Origin of the sequence: Streptomyces lothianensis (assembly GCF_047779955.1) — a bacterium.
In the GTDB taxonomy this organism is placed as follows: Bacteria; Actinomycetota; Actinomycetes; order Streptomycetales; family Streptomycetaceae; genus Streptomyces.
The window spans coordinates 109950-130246 of the sequence record NZ_JBLMKT010000078.1 but is presented as its reverse complement, the minus strand read 5'-3'; the positions used below and the strand labels follow the sequence as shown (position 1 = coordinate 130246).

23 protein-coding genes are annotated in these 20297 nt (G+C 69.7%); 16 read left to right on the top strand and 7 right to left on the bottom strand.

Features of this window, described 5'->3' with window-relative positions:
- Window positions 1–162: 162 nt before the first annotated feature.
- The 8 genes from ACLF6P_RS28475 (at window position 163) to ACLF6P_RS28440 (ending at window position 6784) form a co-directional block, all read left to right on the top strand.
- Window positions 163–939, top strand: a complete 777-nt coding sequence (locus ACLF6P_RS28475; RefSeq protein ID WP_415954236.1) for a helix-turn-helix transcriptional regulator — start codon at window positions 163–165, stop codon at window positions 937–939.
- Complete coding sequence (sufB, locus tag ACLF6P_RS28470; RefSeq protein ID WP_415954235.1) at window positions 936–2360, top strand: Fe-S cluster assembly protein SufB; 1425 nt, start codon at window positions 936–938, stop codon at window positions 2358–2360. The genes ACLF6P_RS28475 and sufB overlap by 4 nt, the downstream gene beginning before the upstream one ends.
- Before the next feature lie 86 nt (window positions 2361–2446).
- Entirely contained in the window at window positions 2447–3625 is a 1179-nt protein-coding gene (gene sufD, locus ACLF6P_RS28465) for a Fe-S cluster assembly protein SufD (protein WP_415954233.1), read from the top strand.
- Window positions 3625–3945: a non-heme iron oxygenase ferredoxin subunit gene (locus tag ACLF6P_RS28460; protein WP_415954232.1), complete on the top strand. Its 321-nt coding sequence runs from the start codon at window positions 3625–3627 to the stop codon at window positions 3943–3945. The genes sufD and ACLF6P_RS28460 overlap by 1 nt, the downstream gene beginning before the upstream one ends.
- Window positions 3946–3950: 5 nt before the next feature.
- Window positions 3951–4715, top strand: a complete 765-nt coding sequence (gene sufC, locus ACLF6P_RS28455; protein WP_415954230.1) for a Fe-S cluster assembly ATPase SufC — start codon at window positions 3951–3953, stop codon at window positions 4713–4715.
- Entirely contained in the window at window positions 4712–5968 is a 1257-nt protein-coding gene (locus ACLF6P_RS28450) for a cysteine desulfurase (protein WP_415954229.1), read from the top strand. The genes sufC and ACLF6P_RS28450 overlap by 4 nt, the downstream gene beginning before the upstream one ends.
- A 10-nt stretch (window positions 5969–5978) precedes the next feature.
- The gene (sufU, locus tag ACLF6P_RS28445) at window positions 5979–6452 is read left to right on the top strand and encodes a Fe-S cluster assembly sulfur transfer protein SufU (protein ID WP_415954228.1); all 474 of its coding nucleotides are present in this window, start codon (window positions 5979–5981) and stop codon (window positions 6450–6452) included.
- Window positions 6449–6784 (top strand): metal-sulfur cluster assembly factor, encoded by a 336-nt coding sequence (locus ACLF6P_RS28440; protein WP_415954226.1) that lies wholly within the window; start codon window positions 6449–6451, stop codon window positions 6782–6784. The genes sufU and ACLF6P_RS28440 overlap by 4 nt, the downstream gene beginning before the upstream one ends.
- Window positions 6785–6904: 120 nt before the next feature.
- On the opposite strand, the gene ACLF6P_RS28435 is transcribed toward ACLF6P_RS28440, so the two are convergent.
- Window positions 6905–7408: a hypothetical protein gene (locus tag ACLF6P_RS28435; protein ID WP_415954224.1), complete on the bottom strand. Its 504-nt coding sequence runs from the start codon at window positions 7406–7408 to the stop codon at window positions 6905–6907.
- Window positions 7409–7976: 568 nt separating this feature from the next.
- On the opposite strand from ACLF6P_RS28435, the gene ACLF6P_RS28430 reads away from it, so the two are divergent.
- Window positions 7977–8297: a DMT family transporter gene (locus ACLF6P_RS28430; RefSeq protein WP_415954222.1), complete on the top strand. Its 321-nt coding sequence runs from the start codon at window positions 7977–7979 to the stop codon at window positions 8295–8297.
- A gap of 28 nt (window positions 8298–8325) precedes the next feature.
- The gene (locus tag ACLF6P_RS28425; protein WP_415954220.1) at window positions 8326–8991 is read left to right on the top strand and encodes a TetR/AcrR family transcriptional regulator; all 666 of its coding nucleotides are present in this window, start codon (window positions 8326–8328) and stop codon (window positions 8989–8991) included.
- A 61-nt stretch (window positions 8992–9052) separates the two neighbouring features.
- Here ACLF6P_RS28425 and ACLF6P_RS28420 read toward each other — a convergent pair whose 3' ends face one another.
- Window positions 9053–9964 (bottom strand): winged helix-turn-helix transcriptional regulator, encoded by a 912-nt coding sequence (locus ACLF6P_RS28420; RefSeq protein WP_415954218.1) that lies wholly within the window; start codon window positions 9962–9964, stop codon window positions 9053–9055.
- Window positions 9965–10154: 190 nt separating this feature from the next.
- Here ACLF6P_RS28420 and ACLF6P_RS28415 point away from each other — a divergent pair, with 190 nt between their 5' ends.
- The 6 genes from ACLF6P_RS28415 (at window position 10155) to ACLF6P_RS28390 (ending at window position 15052) form a co-directional block, all read left to right on the top strand.
- A complete protein-coding gene (locus ACLF6P_RS28415; protein ID WP_415954216.1) occupies window positions 10155–11381 on the top strand; it encodes an MFS transporter in 1227 nt (408 codons plus the stop codon).
- 84 nt (window positions 11382–11465) lie between these two features.
- Window positions 11466–12455 carry a 2,3,4,5-tetrahydropyridine-2,6-dicarboxylate N-succinyltransferase gene (gene dapD / locus ACLF6P_RS28410; protein WP_415954215.1) on the top strand — a complete coding sequence of 330 codons (990 nt, stop codon included), beginning with the start codon at window positions 11466–11468 and terminating at the stop codon, window positions 12453–12455.
- 525 nt (window positions 12456–12980) lie between these two features.
- Entirely contained in the window at window positions 12981–13328 is a 348-nt protein-coding gene (locus ACLF6P_RS28405) for a hypothetical protein (RefSeq protein ID WP_415954213.1), read from the top strand.
- A complete protein-coding gene (locus ACLF6P_RS28400; protein ID WP_415954211.1) occupies window positions 13325–14152 on the top strand; it encodes a transcriptional regulator in 828 nt (275 codons plus the stop codon). Before ACLF6P_RS28405 ends, ACLF6P_RS28400 begins: the two co-directional genes overlap by 4 nt.
- Before the next feature lie 76 nt (window positions 14153–14228).
- Window positions 14229–14621 (top strand): roadblock/LC7 domain-containing protein, encoded by a 393-nt coding sequence (locus tag ACLF6P_RS28395; RefSeq protein WP_415954209.1) that lies wholly within the window; start codon window positions 14229–14231, stop codon window positions 14619–14621.
- Window positions 14622–14677: 56 nt separating this feature from the next.
- Window positions 14678–15052, top strand: coding sequence for a hypothetical protein (locus ACLF6P_RS28390; RefSeq protein ID WP_415954208.1), 375 nt, complete (start codon window positions 14678–14680; stop codon window positions 15050–15052).
- A 78-nt stretch (window positions 15053–15130) separates the two neighbouring features.
- Here the strand turns inward: ACLF6P_RS28390 and ACLF6P_RS28385 are convergent, their stop codons facing one another.
- The 5 genes from ACLF6P_RS28385 to ACLF6P_RS28365 form a co-directional block, all read right to left on the bottom strand.
- Window positions 15131–15562: a hypothetical protein gene (locus ACLF6P_RS28385; RefSeq protein WP_415954207.1), complete on the bottom strand. Its 432-nt coding sequence runs from the start codon at window positions 15560–15562 to the stop codon at window positions 15131–15133.
- Window positions 15563–15566: 4 nt separating this feature from the next.
- Complete coding sequence (locus tag ACLF6P_RS28380; protein WP_415954205.1) at window positions 15567–15941, bottom strand: roadblock/LC7 domain-containing protein; 375 nt, start codon at window positions 15939–15941, stop codon at window positions 15567–15569.
- A gap of 57 nt (window positions 15942–15998) precedes the next feature.
- The gene (locus ACLF6P_RS28375) at window positions 15999–16979 is read right to left on the bottom strand and encodes a MarR family transcriptional regulator (RefSeq protein WP_415954203.1); all 981 of its coding nucleotides are present in this window, start codon (window positions 16977–16979) and stop codon (window positions 15999–16001) included.
- Window positions 16980–17175: 196 nt separating this feature from the next.
- Window positions 17176–18132, bottom strand: a complete 957-nt coding sequence (locus ACLF6P_RS28370; protein WP_415954201.1) for a GNAT family N-acetyltransferase — start codon at window positions 18130–18132, stop codon at window positions 17176–17178.
- 109 nt (window positions 18133–18241) lie between these two features.
- Window positions 18242–20122 (bottom strand): endonuclease/exonuclease/phosphatase family protein, encoded by a 1881-nt coding sequence (locus ACLF6P_RS28365; RefSeq protein WP_415954199.1) that lies wholly within the window; start codon window positions 20120–20122, stop codon window positions 18242–18244.
- Between the last annotated feature and the right edge of the window lie 175 nt (window positions 20123–20297).

The window sequence follows — 20297 nt, the reverse complement described above, 5'->3', positions numbered from 1 at the left end:
TCGTCCGCCGCCCCTTCGGTCGATACGACAGCTCCGCTGACCTCGGCGTTCACCGGCCGTCACCCTCCGTGTTCAGTTAGGTGTCCCTAAGTGACGCACCGCACCCCCGGCCGCCCACCAGGGCGGTTGTCGGTGCCGGATGAATTACGCAACAATGGCGTTGTGAAAAACGTCGGCGAGGCTTCGGAGGCTCCCGTCGGAGCTCCTCAGGAGGAGCTCGCGACCGGGGAGCGCTCGACGCGCAACCGTGTCGCGCGTTCCATCCTCGACCACGGTCCGTCCACCGTGGCCGACCTCGCCGCACGCCTCGGCCTCACCCAGGCCGCCGTCCGCCGGCACCTCGACGCGCTGGCGGCCGACGATGTGGTCGAGTCGCGTGAGAAGAAGGTCTACGGAGCCCGTACGCGCGGGCGCCCCGCCAAGGTCTTCGCCCTGACCGACTGCGGCCGGGACGCCTTCGAGCAGTCCTACGACAAGCTGGCCGCCGACGCCCTGCGCTGGATCTCGCAGTCCGTGGGCGGCGGGGAGAAGGGCGAGGCGGCCGTCGCGGCCTTCGCCCGGGCCCGGCTCGCGGCCCAGGCCGAGGGCTACCGCAAGGCGCTCGAGAGCGTGCCGGAGCAGCAGCGCACCGAGGCGCTGGCCAAGGCCTTGTCGGCCGACGGGTACGCTGCTACCGCGCGAAGCGCACCGGTCGGCGAGCAGCTGTGTCAGCACCACTGCCCGGTCGCCCATGTCGCCGAGCAGTTCCCACAGCTCTGCGAGGCGGAGACGGAATTCTTCAGCCGTCTGCTCGGCACCCATGTGCAGCGACTGGCCACCATCGCCCACGGGGACGGCGTCTGTACGACGTTCATCCCACGTGGTGAGACCAAGCAGACCGCGCAGACCACGCAAGCAGAAGCCACCACAGCAAGCACGGCCGGGAGGAACCCCGCATGACTCTCCCCATCGAGGAGACTGCCCACCCCGAACTCGAGGGCCTGGGTAAGTACGAGTACGGCTGGGCCGACTCCGACGCGGCCGGCGCGGCTGCCAAGCGCGGTCTCAACGAGGACGTCGTCCGCGACATCTCGGCGAAGAAGAACGAGCCGGAGTGGATGACCAAGCTCCGCCTCAAGGGCCTGCGCCTCTTCGACAAGAAGCCCATGCCCACCTGGGGTTCGGACCTGTCGGGCATCGACTTCGACAACATCAAGTACTTCGTGCGCTCCACGGAGAAGCAGGCGGAGTCCTGGGAAGAGCTGCCCGAGGACATCAAGAACACCTATGACAAGCTCGGCATCCCGGAGGCGGAGAAGCAGCGCCTCGTCGCCGGTGTCGCGGCCCAGTACGAGTCGGAGGTCGTCTACCACCAGATCCGTGAGGACCTGGAGGAGCAGGGCGTCATCTTCGTCGACACCGACACCGCGCTGAAGGAGCACGAGGAGCTCTTCAAGGAGTACTTCGGCACCGTCATCCCGGTCGGCGACAACAAGTTCGCCTCGCTGAACACGGCCGTGTGGTCCGGCGGCTCGTTCATCTACGTGCCGAAGGGCGTGCACGTCGAGATCCCGCTGCAGGCCTACTTCCGTATCAACACGGAGAACATGGGTCAGTTCGAGCGGACGCTGATCATCGTCGACGAGGACGCCTACGTCCACTACGTCGAGGGCTGCACCGCCCCGATCTACTCCTCCGACTCGCTGCACTCCGCGGTCGTGGAGATCATCGTCAAGAAGGGCGGCCGCTGCCGCTACACGACGATCCAGAACTGGTCGAACAACGTCTACAACCTGGTCACCAAGCGCGCCGTGGCGTACGAGGGCGCGACCATGGAGTGGATCGACGGCAACATCGGTTCCAAGGTCACCATGAAGTACCCGGCCGTCTACCTGATGGGCGAGCACGCCAAGGGCGAGACGCTGTCCATCGCCTTCGCGGGCGAGGGCCAGCACCAGGACGCCGGTTCCAAGATGGTCCACATGGCGCCCAACACCTCCTCCAACATCGTGTCGAAGTCGGTGGCCCGCGGTGGCGGCCGCACCTCGTACCGCGGTCTGGTCGAGATCGGCGAGGGCGCCCCGGGCTCGAAGTCCAACGTGCTCTGCGACGCGCTGCTCGTGGACCAGATCTCCCGCTCGGACACCTACCCCTACGTGGACGTCCGCGAGGACGACGTGTCCATGGGCCACGAGGCCACCGTCTCCAAGGTCTCCGAGGACCAGCTCTTCTACCTGATGAGCCGCGGCATGACCGAGTTCGAGGCCATGGCCATGATCGTGCGCGGCTTCGTCGAGCCGATCGCGAAGGAGCTGCCCATGGAGTACGCCCTGGAGCTGAACCGGCTGATCGAGCTGCAGATGGAGGGCGCGGTCGGTTAAGGCCCCTCGGGCCGGCGGTCCTGCGGGGCCGCCCACCACCGTCTCCGTCAAGCCACTTACGTAAGAAAGCGAGCACTACGACAGCCATGGCTGAGGCTCAGAACATCCCCGGGGGCTCCACGACGGCGGGTGCCGTCGCGGTGGCCGCCGAGTCCACCGTCGCGACCCGCATGAGCGCGCCCCCGTCCTACGACGTGCAGGACTTCCCGGTCCCGCACGGCCGCGAGGAGGAGTGGCGGTTCACCCCCCTCGACCGTCTCAAGGGCCTGCACGACGGCACCGCCACGGCGGACGGCGCCATCAGGGCGCAGGTCGACGCCCCCGAGGGCGTGACCGTCGAGTCGGTGACCCGGGACGACGCGCGCGTCGGCAAGGCGGGCACCCCGGTCGACCGGATCGCCGCGCAGGCCTACTCCTCGTTCGAGAAGGCCACCGTGATCTCGGTCCCCAAGGAGACGGTGCTCACCGAGCCCGTGCGCGTCCAGCTGCACGGCGAGGGCGGCACCACCTTCGGGCACACCGTCTTCGAGATCGGTGCCTTCGCCGAGGCCGTCATCGTCATCGACCACACCGGTGACGGTGTGCGCGCCGCCAACGTGGACTTCCTGATCGGTGACGGTGCGAAGGTCACCTTCGTCTCCGTGCAGGACTGGGACGACACGGCCGTCCACTGCTCGCAGCACAACGCCCTGCTCGGCCGCGACGCCGGCTTCAAGTCGGTCGTCGTGACCTTCGGCGGCGACGTCGTACGCCTGCACCCGCGCGTCCAGTACGCGGGCACCGGCGGCGAGGCCGAGCTGCTCGGCCTCTACTTCACCGACGCCGGACAGCACCAGGAGCACCGCCTCCTCGTCGACCACAACGTGCCGCACTGCAAGTCCAACGTGGTCTACAAGGGCGCGCTGCAGGGCGAGGGAGCGCACGCGGTGTGGATCGGTGACGTCCTCATCGAGGCCGCCGCCGAGGGCACCGACACCTACGAGATGAACCGCAACCTGGTTCTCACCGACGGCGCCCGCGTCGACTCGGTGCCGAACCTGGAGATCGAGACCGGCGAGATCGTCGGCGCCGGCCACGCTTCGGCGACCGGCCGCTTCGACGACGAGCAGCTCTTCTACCTGATGGCCCGCGGTATCCCCGCCCCCGAGGCCCGCCGCCTCGTCGTGCGCGGCTTCTTCGCGGAACTGGTCCAGCAGATCGGTGTCGCCGACATCGAGGAGCGCCTCATCGCCAAGATCGAGGAAGAGCTCGAGGCGTCCGTCTGATGGCCGAGTACACCAAGGTCTGCGCGCTGAGCGAGCTGGAGGAGGACACCCCGAAGCGGGTGGAACTCGACGGCACGCCGGTCTCGCTCGTCAAGACCGAGGGCGAGGTGTTCGCGATCCACGACATCTGCTCGCACGCGAACGTCTCGCTGTCCGAGGGCGAGGTGGAGGACTGCCAGATCGAGTGCTGGCTGCACGGCTCGGCGTTCGACCTCCGCACCGGCAAGCCGTCCGGCCTTCCCGCGACGCGCCCCGTCCCCGTATACCCCGTAAAGATCGAAGGGGACGATGTGCTCGTCTCCGTCACCCAGGAGTCCTGAGGCACATGGCAACGCTTGAAATCCGCGACCTGCACGTCACCGTCGAGGTCGAGAACGGCACCAAGGAAATCCTCAAGGGTGTCGACCTGACCGTGAAGCAGGGCGAGACCCACGCCATCATGGGCCCGAACGGCTCCGGCAAGTCCACGCTCGCCTACTCCATCGCGGGCCACCCCAAGTACACGATCACCCAGGGCACCGTCACCCTGGACGGCGAGGACGTCCTCGCCATGGAGGTCGACGAGCGTGCCCGCGCCGGCATGTTCCTCGCCATGCAGTACCCGGTCGAGGTCCCCGGCGTCTCGGTCTCCAACTTCCTGCGTACGTCGGCCACGGCGATCCGCGGCGAGGCCCCCAAGCTGCGCACCTGGGTGAAGGAGGTCAAGTCCGCGATGGAAGACCTCCAGATGGACCCGTCCTTCGCCGAGCGCAACGTCAACGAGGGCTTCTCCGGCGGTGAGAAGAAGCGCCACGAGATCCTGCAGATGGAGCTCCTCAAGCCGAAGATCGCGATCCTCGACGAGACCGACTCCGGCCTTGACGTCGACGCCCTGCGCACCGTCTCCGAGGGCGTCAACCGCGTCCGCGAGACCGGCGAGGTCGGCACCCTGCTGATCACGCACTACACGCGCATCCTGCGCTACATCAAGCCCGACTTCGTGCACGTCTTCGCGGCGGGCAAGATCGTCGAGTCGGGTGGCCCCGAGCTGGCCGACACTCTTGAGGCCGAGGGCTACGAGAAGTACACGAAGGGTGGCGCCGCCGTATGACACAGCTGCCGGGCCTCCTCGACACCGAGGCGATCCGCAAGGACTTCCCGATCCTGGACCGGGTGCTCCACGACGGCAAGAAGCTCGTGTACCTGGACAACGCGGCGACCTCGCAGACGCCGCGCCAGGTGCTCGACGTGATCAGCGAGTACTACGAGCAGCACAACGCCAACGTCCACCGTGGTGTGCACGTCCTCGCCGAGGAGGCCACGGCGCTGTACGAGGGCGCGCGGGACAAGGTCGCGGAGTTCATCAACGCGCCCTCCCGCGACGAGGTGATCTTCACCAAGAACGCCTCGGAGTCCCTCAACCTCGTGGCCAACATGCTCGGCTGGGCCGATGAGCCGTACAAGGTCGACCACGAGACCGAGATCGTCATCACGGAGATGGAGCACCACTCCAACATCGTGCCGTGGCAGCTGCTGTCGCAGCGCACCGGCGCGAAGCTGCGGTGGTTCGGCCTCACCGACGACGGCCGCCTCGACCTGAGCAACATCGACGAGGTCATCACGGAGAAGACGAAGATCGTCTCCTTCACGCTGGTCTCGAACATCATGGGCACGGTCAACCCGGTCGAGGCCATCGTGCGCCGCGCCCAGGAGGTCGGCGCCCTGGTCTGCATCGACGCCTCGCAGGCCGCCCCGCACATGCCGCTCGACGTGCAGGCGCTGCAGGCCGACTTCGTGGCCTTCACCGGCCACAAGATGTGCGGCCCGACGGGCATCGGTGTGCTGTGGGGACGCCAGGAGCTCCTGGAGGACCTGCCGCCGTTCCTCGGCGGCGGCGAGATGATCGAGACCGTCTCGATGAGCTCCTCCACCTACGCTCCCGCGCCGCACAAGTTCGAGGCGGGTACGCCGCCGATCGCGCAGGCCGTCGCACTCGGTGCGGCGGTGGACTACCTGAACTCGATCGGCATGGAGAACATCGCGCGCCACGAGCACGCGATCACCGAGTACGCGGTCAAGCGGCTCCTCGAAGTGCCGGACCTCAGGATCATCGGTCCGGTCACGGCGGAGGACCGCGGCGCCGCGATCTCCTTCACGCTCGGGGACATCCACCCGCACGACGTGGGCCAGGTCCTGGACGAGCAGGGCATCGCGGTCCGGGTCGGCCACCACTGCGCGCGGCCGGTCTGCCTGCGGTACGGAATTCCTGCGACCACGCGAGCGTCGTTCTATCTGTACTCCACGCCGGCCGAGGTCGACGCCTTGGTCGAGGGCCTGGAGCACGTACGGAACTTCTTCGGCTGAGAGGGCTGACGTGAAGCTGGATTCGATGTACCAGGAAGTCATCCTGGACCACTACAAGCACCCGCACGGGCGTGGTCTGCGCGATGGCGACGCCGAGGTGCACCACGTCAACCCGACCTGCGGCGACGAGATCACGCTCCGCGTGAAGTACGACGGCACGCGGATCGCGGATGTCTCGTACGAGGGCCAGGGCTGCTCCATCAGCCAGGCCTCCGCCTCCGTCCTCAACGACCTCCTGGTCGGCAAGGACCTCGAGCGGGCGAGGCAGATCCAGGACACCTTCCTGGAGCTGATGCAGTCCAAGGGCAAGATCGAGCCCGATGACACGATGGAGGAGATCCTGGAGGACGCGGTCGCGTTCGCCGGGGTCTCCAAGTACCCGGCGCGTGTGAAGTGCGCGCTGCTGAGCTGGATGGCCTGGAAGGACGCGACCGCCCAGGCACTCGGCGAGTCCGAGCAGCCCGCCGGAAGGAAGAGCGCATGAGCGACGAGACCGCAACCTTGAAGCCCGCCTCCGAGGAAGAGGTGCGCGAGGCGCTGATGGACGTCGTCGACCCCGAGCTGGGCATCGACGTCGTCAACCTCGGCCTCATCTACGGAGTCCACATCGACGACGCGAACATCGCGACGATCGACATGACCCTGACGTCCGCGGCCTGCCCGCTCACCGACGTCATCGAGGACCAGGCCAAGTCGGCCACCGACGGCCTGGTCAACGAGCTGCGCATCAACTGGGTCTGGATGCCGCCGTGGGGCCCGGACAAGATCACGGACGAGGGGCGCGAGCAGCTGCGGGCGCTCGGCTTCAACGTCTAGGGTTTCGCGTACGGGAGGCGTCCGCGCGCGGAGTGTCTCCGTACGGGAAGGGCCCGCACCATGCTTGGTGCGGGCCCTTTCGTTTGCCTGCGTACGCCTGCGTGAGCCTGTGTGCGCCGCCTACTGCCCGTCGGCCGCCGCGCGGGCGAGGCTGTCGCCGAGGCCCTCGCGGCGGATGCGCTGGTCGATGTAGAGCAGCGCGGTGACCAGTTGGATGAAGGCCTGGGCGAGCAGCTGGAGCACCATCATGATCGCCATCGAGACGATCAGGTACGTCCAGACACCGGAGAGCGAGTCGCCGTAGAGTTCGGAGAAGGCCTCGCCGAGGCTGGCGGGCCGTTCGTCGTACGGTCCGTAGGTCTCGGTCGAGGGCTGCGGTGCCAGGAACATCAGGGGGATCTCTGCGATCCACATCGGGACCACCATCATGATCGAGCCGAGCGCCAGGATCCCGAACGTGCGCCACCAGTTGCCGCGCACCAGGCGGTACGAGCGCTTCAGCGCCGTGAGCGGGCCCGCCGATTCCAGGACGGCGGGTCCGACGGCCGCGACGACAGGAGTCCACCGGGTTCTTGCGAGGAGGCCTCGGTGTTCACGCCGGGGAGGAATCGCATCTGGGCCCACCGTCGGGGATCGGCCGGTAGTGTGGCGGAGCCGAACGCTTGAGCCTTAAGGCACGAACCGGCTTGCCCGGGGAGACGGTTGGGGTGTGGGAGGTGGTCGGCGTCGCCGTGCGCGTGTCGTGCGGCGTGGGTGCCTGTCACCGTACCCGTCGCCCCGGTGCCACCGTCGGCCTGGTGCGAGATGCGACCTGTGACCGTCCCGTCGTAGGGGGTAGTCAGGAGCGCGACAAGGCGTGCGCGACCGAGCCGTACAAGCTCGGCCGTTCACGGCCGAGAGGTGACCAGCAGGCTGAGCAGGCCCATCACCACGTAGGCGAGGGCGATCCGCCTATCACGCCCGGCTTCGGCGCCGGTGGCCAGCCGCCCCAGCCCTACGGGCCGTACGGGCCGGACGGTCCGTAGGGACCCTGCGGTCCATGTGGCCCCTGCGGCAACTGAGGCCCGCCCGGCCCCTGTGGCCCCCACCCCTGGTACGCCATCGCTGTTCTTCGCTCCCCTCGAATCGGATGGCACACCTTAGCCCGCATGGTTATGTACACCCGTACGCAACGGCGCGTACCCTGGTCCGCATGGGATACGGACTGCTGGCCGCGGCCATCGCGGCGGAGGTGGCCGGCACCACGGCCATGAAGTACAGCGAGGGGTTCACGCGGCTGTGGCCCTCGCTCGGGACGGTCCTCGGGTATCTGCTCGCGTTCACGCTGCTCGCGCAGACCCTGAAGACGATGCAGGTGGGGACCGCGTACGCGATCTGGGCCGGCATCGGGACGGCCGCCGTCGCCGCGATCGGAATGGTCTTCCTCGGGGAGTCCACGAGCGCGGCCAAGCTGCTCGGGATCGCCCTGGTCATCGGCGGTGTCGTGCTGCTCAATCTGGGCGGGGCGCACTGATGGCGGCCGCACGGACGGGAGTGCGCTGATGGCACGCCGGTACGATCCGCAGCGGCGCCAGCGGATCATCGATGCCGCGATCCGGGTCGTGGGCAGGAAGGGGATCGGCGGGCTCAGTCATCGCTCGGTGGCCGCCGAGGCCGATGTCCCGCTCGGCTCCACCACCTACCACTTCGCCTCGCTCGACGATCTCATGGTCGCCGCCATGGCCCAGACCAACGAGGGCTTCGGCAGGCTGGTACGCGAACGCTCGGAACACCTCGCCCCGGATGCGGACCTCGCCGGGGTGCTCGCCGGGTTGACGGGCGAGTGGCTGGCCGGGGACCGCGCCGGGGTCGAGCTGGAGTACGAGCTGTACCTGGCCGCCCTGCGCCGCCCGGCGCTGCGGCCGGTGGCCGCCGAGTGGTGCGCCGCCGTCGAGGAGATCCTCATGCGACGCATCGACCGGACCACGGCCCGGGCGGTGGTGGCCCTGCTCGACGGTGTGTGTCTGCAGGTGCTGTTGACCGGAGCGGAGTACGACGAGGCGTACACACGCGAGATGCTCGACCGGGTGGTGGGCGGCGCGGCGCCGGCAGAGGAGAGCGGTGGCGCCTCCGTGCGCGGGCAGGGCGGCTCTCCCGCACACGGGAACGGCGGCACCGCCGCCGGGGACGCTCAGCCGTCGGGCGCGCCGGACCCGTCGGGCGCCTGACCGACCTGCCCGTCCGGTACGGCTGCCTGAGCGACCAGCCCGTCCGGTGTACGGCTGCCGGTCAGGCCTGCCCGTCCCGTACGGCTGCCCGCCCGGCCCGCCCGTCCCGTACGGCCTCCAGTGCCGCGTCCACACTCGCCGTGATGTCCGTGACCGGGTAGAACACCTCGCGGATCCGCCGCTCGCGGTCGACGACGAGCGTCAGTCGCTTGAGCCGGCTCACCCCGCCCGCACGGAAGGTCGGCAGCCGCAGTGCCGCCGCGAGGGACAGCTCGGCATCCGAGAGCAGCGGGAAACGCAGCCGCTCCTTCTCGGCGAAATCCCGCTGCTCGTCCGGCCGCTGGGTCGAGACACCGTGCACGCTCGCGCCCGCTTCGCTGAACTCGGCGAGCCGGTCGCGGTACGTGCAGGACTCGAGCGTGCAGCCGGTCGCGCCGGGGATCCCGGCCCAGCCCGGCGGATACGACTCGCTGCGGGCGTATGCGCCGGGGAAGCAGTAGAGCACCGTGAACGGGCTCCGCGACACCGGATCGCGGACCTCGCCCGCGCTGTCGACGAGCTTGACGTCCTGCGGGACGCGGGTCCCGCGCAGGGCGTGCACGCGGGCGGCTTCCTGTGACGGATCGGCGGCGGTGGCCATCAGTTCCCCTTCTCCCAGCACCCAGGTGTCCCCCCAGTCCTGGAGCGCGATCAGTACCGGCAGCAGGGCCCGGCCGCGGGCGGTGAGCCGGTACTCGTGACGCACCGGGCGCTCCTGGTAGGGGACCTTGTCGAGGACGCCCGCGTCGACGAGCAGCTTCAGGCGTTCGGCCAGCACCTTGCGGGACATGCCGAGTTCACGCTGGAGCTCCTCGAAACGATGGGCGCCGCGCGCGCTGTCGCGGACGATCAGGAGCGTCCACCAGTCGCCGACGACGTCGAGCGCCTGGGCGATGGCGCAGTCGGCGTCATTGAGGCTGCTCCTGCGTGCCATGGCCTGTCCCTTCGCGCTGACGGATCCTCGTCGACCTGCCGGATCCCGTGACCGCCGGATCTCCATCGATCACCGGGTCTCCATCGATCACCGGATCTCCGTTGACCTGCCGATCATTATGCTGCCATAGTCAGTTCCCAAAAGGAACTGACCTGCTCGTGCGGGCGGCGGGGGCGGTATGAGGGGTGGGGTGGGCGCGTTGCGTATCGGTGGATCGGTGCCGCGGCCCGTATGGCTGCTGGCGGCAGGAGTGTTCTTCAACGCGCTTGTGAGCTTCACGTTCATCTATGTCTTCCTCTACCTGACGGGACCGCGCGGCCTCCCCGTCTCCCAGGCCGGCCTGATCGCGGGGCTCGGCGGACTCGGCGTGGTGGCGGGCAACTTCACCGGCGGCTGGTACGGCGACCACTTCAGCCACCGCCCCGTACTGCTCGCCGCGGCCGTCGCCGCCGGCCTCGTACTCGCCGCCCTGCCGCTGCTCCCGCTCCCCGCGCTCTATCTCGCGCTGCCGCTCGCCGAGTACGCGACCGGAGTGGTCCGCGCCGCCAACTCCGCGCTCGTGGCGGCCCTCGTCCCCGAGGGCGGGCGGCGCCAGGCCTTCGCCGTGATCCGGGCCGCGTCCAACGGCGGCATCACCATCGGCCCGCCGCTCGGGGCGCTCGTCGCCACCTCCGTCTCATACGACTGGCTGTTCGTCGCGGACGGAATCGGCACGCTGGCCTTCGCGTGCTGGACGGCGCGGATGGTGCCGGCGGGCGCGGTGGCCAAGCCCGCTCCTTCCGTACGAGAGGAGGCCGGTGCCACCCAGGCGCCTGCCGCGGGCAGGCTGTGGCCCGAGCTGCGGGCGAGGCCCGCCGTCCTCGTGCTCCTCGGCGCGATCCTCGTCGTCGACCTCGTCTACCGGCAGCAGTACACGACCTTCCCCGTGCACCTCGCCGAGCACGGCATGGGCACCCAGGTCTACGGCTGGATGATCGCCGTCAACGGCGGCCTGATCCTCTGCCTCGAACTCCCCGTGGCCCTCGCCCTCAGGTCCCGCCCGCCACTGCGGATCGTCGGCTGCGGCCTGGTCCTCGTCGGCGCGGGCTACGCGGTGCTCATCCCGGGCACCGTCCTCGCCTCGGCGATCGCCACCATGGCGCTGCTCACGCTCGGCGAGATCCTGTACAAGACCACCGCCACCGCGTACGTCGCCGACCAGGCGCCCGCACACGCGCAAGGGCGTTTCCAGAGCCTGTACGCGGGGGTCTCCATCAGCGGCACGGTGCTCGCCGCACCCCTCGGAGGCGCGGTCCTCGCCGCCGCGCCCGCCCTGCTGTGGCCGCTCTGCGCGGCCCTCGCGGCGGGCGCGGGATGCGCCGTCCTGTGGTGTCCGTACGCTCGTCGACCAGAAAGGCGTACGGCGCCTTCGGCGTGAAGCGCCGCCTTGGCGACGTATCGCCGGGCCCGCACCCTGAGACCGGTTCGCCTCCCCGCACGCCCGCCGGTTAGGTTTTCCCCCATGACCGACATCACTGCCCCCCGTACCACCGGCGCCGTCGCCGCGGGTCTTGCCACGCTGACCCCGGACGGCACCGTCCTCGACACCTGGTTCCCCGCCCCCGAGCTCAGCGAGGCCCCCGGCCCGGCCGGTACCGAGCGGCTGAGTGCCGAGCGTGCCGTCGAGCTGCTGGGCGCGGGTGCCGCGAAGGCCGTGCGCAAGGACGAGCGTCGGGGCGTGGAGATCGTCGCCGTCCGTACGGTGATCGCTTCCCTGGACGACAAGCCGCTGGACGCCCACGATGCGTACCTGCGCCTGCACCTGCTCAGCCACACGCTGGTCAGGCCGAACGAGCAGAACCTCGAAGGCCTCTTCGGGCTGCTCACCAACGTGGCCTGGACCTCCCTCGGCCCGGTCCCCGTCGACACCCTCGAGACGGTCCGCCTCAACGCCCGCGCCGAGGGCCTGCACCTCGTCGTGCACGGCGTGGACAAGTTCCCGCGGATGCTGGACTACGTGGCGCCGAAGGGCGTACGGATCGCCGACGCGGGCCGGGTCCGCCTCGGCGCGCACCTCGCCGCGGGTACCACCGTGATGCACGAGGGCTTCGTCAACTTCAACGCCGGTACGCTCGGCACCTCCATGGTCGAGGGCCGCATCTCCCAGGGCGTCGTCGTCGGCGACGGCTCCGACATCGGCGGCGGTGCCTCCACGATGGGCACGCTGTCCGGCGGCGGCACACAGCGCGTGGCGATCGGCGAGCGTTCGCTGGTCGGCGCGGAGGCGGGCGTCGGGATCGCGCTCGGCGACGAGTGTGTGGTCGAGGCCGGTCTGTACGTCACGGCGGGCACCCGCGTCACGATGCCCGACGGCCAGATCGTCAAGGCCCGCGAACTCTCCGGCGCGAACAACATCCTCTTCCGCCGCAACTCCGTCTCGGGCATCGTCGAGGCCCGCCCGAACAACGCGGTCTGGGGCGGCCTGAACGACGTGCTGCACAGCCACAACTGATCACGGACGGCCGTGACCTGCGGCCGCCGCATCGATCAACGCTCTGACCTGCCGCCGAACTGCCGGTGGCTGTCGACGTCGGTCACCATCGAGCGCCCTTCCGCGGCCCCAGGACGGCCCGGGAGGGCGCTCGCGTGTCCGCGGCACCGCCGATCCCGCCCGCCTTCGACCGGCCACGCGAGGCTCCCTCGGGCCGGAGCCGAGGAGGTTCGGGTTCTGCCGTGGGACCCCCGGATACACGCGGGTGCGCCGGTGAAACCCTGTCCGGATTCGAACGGAATCGGACAGGTCTCGGTCGGTGCCGGGCAAGTTCCGCTGGAATGTGCCACTGCGCGGCGGAGGTACCCGGAAGCCCCGTAGCCTCCCGGTCACATGGGCGCGACGGATGCGCCGGAGGGGGAGGGGATTTGGGTGCCGGGGATCAACGCGCTGCTGGTTGAGGCAATGGGTGTACCGGGCGCCAGAGGCGCCGCGCTCGTGGACTGGACCTGTGGGTTCGCGCTGGATTCGGCGGGGGAGTGGCCTATGGAGGATCCCGAGGCCGCCGCCGTCGAGGCCGCCGAACTGGCACGGCTGGTAGCGGAGTCGGCCGTGTTCGCCTCCCGTAGGCGCGAATCCGGGCATATGCCGGAGGCGGGTCGCGCAGCCGAACCAGGGCCGATACCCGACCGGCCCACCTCGGTCGAGGACCTCATCGTCACCAACGGGACCGGGTACCACCTCCTGCGTTTCGTCGAATCGGCACCCGGCAGCAGCCCCTTCGTCCATCTCTGGCTCGACCGGGACACGAGCAATCTCGCACTCGCCCGGCTGCGCCTGCAGGACCTGGCAGGGCGGCTGGGACAGGGTCTCGTACGGCAAGGGCCGAGATGAACCGCGCGCACGCCGCCACCGGGCAGGTACCGCCGGCGTTGCCCGCCCGGTCCCCCATGCTGCTGCGGCTTGCCGACGAGCGTGCCACCGGCGTGCTGCGGCGCGCCACCGGGTCGCTCCGGCTGATCGACGGCCGCGTGGTGCACGCCGAGAGTGAAGCGGCGCCGGACCTCGGGCGCCTGCTCGTCGCCGCAGGGCGGTTGCCGCGCAGTACGTGGGACGAGACGGTCGTCCACTGCTCGGATGCACTCGCCGTCCCGGATCACCTGATCAAGGACGGATGCGTAGGCGAGAGCGAACTCGAGAGGTACTGGCTCACCGCCCTCTTCGACGCCGCGTTCTTCGCCCTCGGCCCCGGCGGTGGACCGGCCGGATTCCAGCACGGGTCCGTCACCGGCAAGGCCGCGCCCCGCTCCGTGGCGGCCGGACGGCTGCTGAACGAGTCCCACCGCCGGCGGCGCCTGCTCGACGGGCTCTGGCCGGGGCGGGAGACGGACGAACTGCCGGTGGAACGAGGCCCGTACGAGGCCGACCCGCGGCTGACCGGCAGCCGACGCGCTCTCCTCGCCCTGGCCGACGGCTCCCGCACACCGGTCGAGATCGCAGGTGAACTGGGCCGGCCCGCCTTCCACGTGCTCCTCGAAGTGCGCCGTCTGACCATCGCCGGTCTGGTGCGGTCGTGCCGACCGCCGTCCCATGAGCCCCCCGGTGTCGAGCGGATGAGCCGCTCGCCCACCACCCGGCCACGGGCACCGGACGGCTTCGTTTCACCGGACACCGCCCTGCTGCAGCGTGTCCGAGACGCCTTGGAGGTCGCTCTGTGAAGCCACTTCTGTCCGACGTGTCCGGAGCACCTCGATGAGGCGCAGGGCCCGACGCCGAGCGGAGAGGATGCACATCATGGCGGCAGAGGCCGAGCTGGAGGACGAACTGCGGCGCCTGCGGGCCGCGATGCCGCAGCTCACCGGAGCTTTTGTCGTCGACCACGACGGAAAGGTGATCGCCAAGCGTGTCACCGGCCCCGACACACCGAGCACCGGCGCCCGTACCGCCGATGCCCTGACTGCGGCTCTCCGATTGGCGGAGGCCACTGCGACGGGCACGGCCCGCGAGCTCCTGATCCGCGGCGACCAGGGCTGGTTGGTCGGCCACGCCGCGGGACGCCTGGCCGTCCTGATGCTGGCGACGGAGCCCCGGGCGAACATCGGCCGACTCCGCATCGAGGCCCGCCGGTCCAGCTCTCGCATCGGAGAACTGCTCGACGGCGCGTTCGAACGACTGGAGAAGACCTGACCATGAACCCACCCACCCCCCGTTCCCCGAACCGACGCAAAGGAAGTGCGGCACCGATGATCAACACCGAGACGGCCCTCAAGGAAGCCATGACCGGGATAGAGGGGGCGCTGGGCGTCGCCCTGGTCGACTACAGCAGCGGCATGGCCCTCGGTACCCTGGGCGGCGGCAAGGACCTCGACCTGTCCGTCGCGGCCGCGGGCAACACCGACGTGATGCGCGCCAAGATGCGCACCATGGAGATGCTGGGCCTCAAGGACGAGATCGAGGACATCCTGATCACCCTGGGCAGCCAGTACCACCTCATCCGCCTGCTGAAGTCCCGTAACAACAGCGGGCTCTTCCTCTACATGGCCCTGGACAAGGAACGCGCCAACCTTGCCATGGCGCGCCACCAGCTGAAGCGCATCGAAAGCGAGCTGGACGTGTGAGACGCCGAAGGGCGGTGCCGCGCCTCGCGCGCGGCACCGCCCTTCGCTGTGGTCACGAAACCCGTCGCACAGAACGGGTCACAACCCTGCGAACTCCTTGACCACCCTGCGTGCCTGAGCGAAGAGCATGCCCACGTTGACCGACTTGCGGCATACGGCGACGGCGACCACATCCTGCTGGTCGTTCATACGGATGAACAGGTGCGTCAAGTGGTCGCTGTTCACCAGGACCTCCTGGAAGTAGTGCTGATCGCTGCTGACACCCCTGCGCTCCTTGAACACGTCCTCGATCATCACCACGTTGCGCCCCTGGAACATGTCCAACGTCGCCCCCGCGAGCAGATCGAGTACCTCCGGCGGGTGGCTGTCCACCGTCTCGTAGGAGAGCAGCATGCCGGTGCTCATGTCGACGACCCCGCTGGCGACGCAATCGGGTGTCTCCGAGCGCAGTGCCTTGCACAGGGCAAGGCACTGGTCCGAGAAGCTCTGTGCCATTCGCTTGGCGGCCATGCGTTCACGCTCCGTCCGTCAGGATCATGCCGATCCGGTTCAGCACCGGCGGGCACTCCCGGTGCAGTGCTTCGACGTCCATGCCCTCGTCGCCGACGACCACCATGAGCGCGGTGTCGCCCACCGGGTACACCGCTGTGCAGCCCTGGCTGCCGTGGTTCACGAGGCGGCGCAGTTCGCCGCGCTCGGTCGCGGCAGTGGTGCGCCGGGCCAGGCCGAGGCCCGCCGCGGCGATCGCGGCCAGGCTCTCCGCGTCGATGGTGCTGCTTGTGTCGGCTGCGATCAGCAGCCCGTCGGCAGCCGCGACGGCCGTGTCGGTTATGCCGGGCAGTTCCCTTCGTAACTGCCGCATCTCCTCGGCCAATTTCTGTTGATCCATGCAGTGGACCCCCCTTGCGCTGATGTGTTTCCATGCATCGGGAATTTCTTCCTGCCCTCAAGTTCCGGGCTCGGGATGCCTGCTTCGTCCACCCCTTCGGAAAATTCCCTTCCAACTCGCCGCGGTCATTTCCGGGGCGAGAGTTCTGGGTGTGCGGCCGACCTCGGGATCGCGACGGGGGAGGCTTCCTCCCGGGTGCGGTCCGGCCGGTGCGGAGTTTCCCTCCGGCCGACGGGGCGTCAACGCCCGGCGGCCCGTCTCATACGGTCGCGGGCCGGTCTCGAGGGCGGCGGACGAGGCGCGGGCGAGCAGTCCCTCGCCGAGCATGCGTGAGGCCTCGACCGTCACGGTGTAGAGCCCACGGCCGGTACGGAAGGCGATGTCACGCGCGGTGCGGCGGCCGTCGGCGAGCGCGACGATGTCCTGGCGGACCTCGGGCGTGGTGGCCCGGACGTCTTCGGAACCGGCGCGGACCGCGGTCCCGGCGCCGGGAGCGGCCAGCAGCGCGTCACCGTCGGGCGCCACGGGGTCGGCGAGGCTCAGCAGGGCCCGCAGCCTGCGGGCCGCTTCGTGGATCAGCGTCGACGGGGGCTCGTCGGTACCGGGCATGACCACCGCGTCGCCGTCGGGATCGGCCGCGCGACAGTCGTCCACGCGTCCGGCGACGATCGCGAACATCGCGTCGTACACGGCCATCCGGTGCATCACCCGCAGCTCCGCGGCTCCGATGCGCCCGCCGGCGATCAGGGGGCCGAGTGCCTGCTCGACGCAGTTGCGGGCCGTCCCGGGGCCGACGGCGGCCCGCGCCGCGCTCCACTCCTGCTCCGGTATGCGCCCCGAGCGCAGAAGCATGGTCTCCAGGCCGGGCGCACCAGGGCTGCCCGCACTCACCACCCGGCCCTCACGCAGGTGCAGCGAGCCACCCGGATTTCCGGATATTCGGATCGCGCAGGTGGCTCTGTCCGCCTCATATGGCTCCAGGGCGCGGATCATCGAATGAACCGCACCCCGCGCGTGGAAATCCTGAACAGCAGACATTGCTCCCCTAACCGGCAGGCAATGTGTATCAGTGAAATCCACTCACCCGAAAGAGGGATGCTCAAGGTGGCAGAAAGAGAAATACCCTGTTCATTGGCGTCGTTATGCGATCGGATTACCGACCGGCTACTTAAGGGTCAACTCGGCGTCCGCGGCGCACGTCGAAGGAGCGCCGGTCCCCGAGGGAGCGGCTCGCTCACAGCGAGAGCTTGAAGCCCTCATGGCTGCGTGCGAATCCGAGCCGCTCGTAGAAGCGGTGAGCCGCATCCCGCCGCTTGTTGCTGGTCAGCTGCATCAGCCCGCAGCCCCGGTCCCGGGCCCTGTCGACCGCCAGCCTCATCAGCTCCGCGCCCAGGCCCTCGCCCCGCCGGTCCGCCCGTACCCGCACCGCTTCGACCAGCGCCCGCTCCCGCCCGGCCTGGCCGAGCCCGGGAATGTACGTGAGCTGAGCGCAGCCCACGATGAGCCCGGTCCCGTCCACGAGTACCAGCATCTCGTTGCGCGCGTCGGCCCGGATCGCCTCGAACGCCCGCTCGTGTGCCTCGCCGACCAGCACGGATTCGGGGTCAACCACCTGACTCTCGTCCGCGAGCAGAGCGAGGACGGCGGGCAGTTCGGCGCGGGTCGCGGGGCGGAGGATCATGCGGCGAGTCTCGCACGAGCCCGGGGACCGGGCTCCGGCAGTCCGTCGCCTCACCCACCGCTCACCCGGTGCTGAGGCTCCCCCCCCCGGCAGCCACCGCCGCACACCGCCCCCGACCACCCCCGGAAAGCTCCGCACCCGGGCCCACTCGGGCGTGGGTGAGCCGACTCCGTCGCCGGGGACGGCCGTGCGTCGCTCGATGCCCGGCACCGCGTCGTCGATCTCCGTGTTGCGCTCGGTGCGCTGCCGGGCCACGAACGCGTCGTGGTCGGAGAGCCGGCGCCACTGCGAGAGGTGCAGCAGCGAGGCGCCGTCCGTCCCCTTGAACACGCTGTACGCGACGGGCCCCTCCGCGGGCCAGGGCCGGCTCTCCCATGTCTTGACGATTGCGGCGATCGCCGCGTCCTGCCGCTCGGGGGTTTTGGCGTCCCACGTGCTGGCGAGCACGGCGCCGATACCTGGGCGGTCCAGGTCGGGAACGGTTTCGATGGTCAGGGTCATGGAGGTCATGACCGGCCTCTGGTCGTAGCCGCCGTCTTGTCGATCTCCATCCTGGAATCTCAAGTCCGCTTGAGGTCAAGGGCGGAGAGGGGCGGGACGGCGGCCACGACCGAAAGGCTCACGGCTCGAAGCGCAGGACCTGCGGGTCGTGATCGCTGTTCTGCTCGGCGAACTCCGCGTTGATGTGCACGCTGTCGTAGGAGTAGTCGTCGATCGACGGGCTGGTCAGGATCTGGTCGAGGACCTGAGAGTTGCCCTGGTAGACGTACGAGTAGCGCTCGGCGCGCGGCAGCGACGTGATCGCGGTCTCCAGGACGCCGCCGTCCGTCAGCGCCTTCGCCGTCGCCGAGAACTCGAAGTCGTTGATGTCACCGAGCACGACCACGTCAGCCTTGCGCTGCACCGCGAGCAGATCCTTGACGAAGCCGTTCACCACCTGCGCCTGCTGCAGCCGCTGCTCCTCGGAGGAGCGCACCGGCGGCTGGTGGTGCGAGTTCAGCGACTCGTCGCCGCCCTTGGAGCCGAAGTGGTTGGCGATGACGAAGACCGTGCGCCCGCGGAAGCTGAACTCGCCGGCGAGCGGCTTGCGGCTGTCCTCCCAGGCCGCGTTCTGCGGGTCGATGCGGCCGGGGGACAGGGTCAGGGCCGCGCGTCCCCTCCGCTTCACGACCTCGGTGCCCGTCGTCGCATCGCCGCCCGGGCGGTCCGTGAAGGAGACCCGCTGCGGGTTGTAGAGGAAGGCCACCCGGATGTTGCCGCCGGGCTGGCCGCCGTCCGTCTTGTCCTCGGGGGCGATCGAACGCCACTCGTACGACGGACCGCCCGCCGCCTCGATCGCCGCGGTGAACTTCCGCAGCGTCTCACCGTCCGACACCGTTCCGTCGTCCGTCGGCCCGCTGTCGTCCTGGATCTCCTCCAGGGCCAGGATGTCGGGGCTCGCCAGGTTCTCCACGACCGCCGCGGCGAGCGCGTCGAACTTTTCCTGCGGGTCCTTCGGGTCCAGGTTCTCCACGTTGTACGAGGCGATCGCGAGCTCGTCCTCGTCCTGGGGCCGGGTGCGCTCACGCTCCAGGCCGCGCTGCTCGACGACGGGCAGGGTGCGGGCGGTCAGCGTGTAACCGCCGTATCCGTTGAAGTCGAGCGGCCCTTCGGTACGGCCGGTCAGCCGGTCGCCGACATCGGCGGTCGGGAAGGGGTGCTGGGAGACCGGTGCCAGCTGCTGGATCTTCAGCCGGCCGCCGTTCTGCGAGGTGTACGAGCCGTAGCGCGTGCCGCCGCGCCAGGTCGGGTTCTCCCACGGCTTCACCGTCACCCACAGCTCGTGGTACCGGTTGGAGGCGCCGACCACCCGCGAGTCGCCGACCGCCACGTTCATGCCCTCCAGGGACTCGTAGTAGTCCAAGGCGTACGAACGCGGCCGCAGCGCCAGCCCGTTGATGCTGTTGCCGTCGGCCGGGTCGCCGGCGGGCGCGTAGCGGTACGGGACCTTCCAGCCGCGGATGACGTGCGCGGCGGGCAGCTCGTTGCCGGAGGAGACCACGGTGATCGTGGGTCTGGTTATCTGCGTCAGCGACTGGTTGCCGGAGCCCTTGCCGCCGGGCACGTACTCGGTGACGGTGCCCGAGACCCGTACCGCGTCCCCCACCTGCACCGTGGGCGCGGATCCCGTGTAGACGAAGATGCCCTCGCTGGTCGCGGGGTCGGCGTCCGGGTTCGGGTCCTGGAACCAGAAACCGCGCGAACCGTACGCGCGGACACCGGTGACGATGCCCTCGACCTCGCTGACCTGCTGACCGGCCAGCGGGGAGAGACGGGTCGTGCCCTGGATGTCGTGGATACGGACCGGGGCGGCGTCGGAGTCGGCGTCCGCGCTGCCTGCGGTGAGCAGACCGGCGGCGAGCGCGGCGGCGACGACGGCGGCGGTTCTCGGTCCGGCTTGTGAACGGGCAGAACGGACGGGTTGGGCAGGACGGACGGGACGGGCGGAGCGAGCAGGCATAGGACTCTCCGGATGAGGGTGAGGAGTGCTCTGGTTGACGCGCGTAGCGCGCCGGGCGGGCGGCTGCGCGGGACCGTGCGGTGATCTACGCGCGTCAATCTCTTGCGTGAGCAGGGGAGTTGTCAAGGCTCCGGAGGTGGATGAGAGCCGAAGAGTCCATGAACCGGCCGGTTCG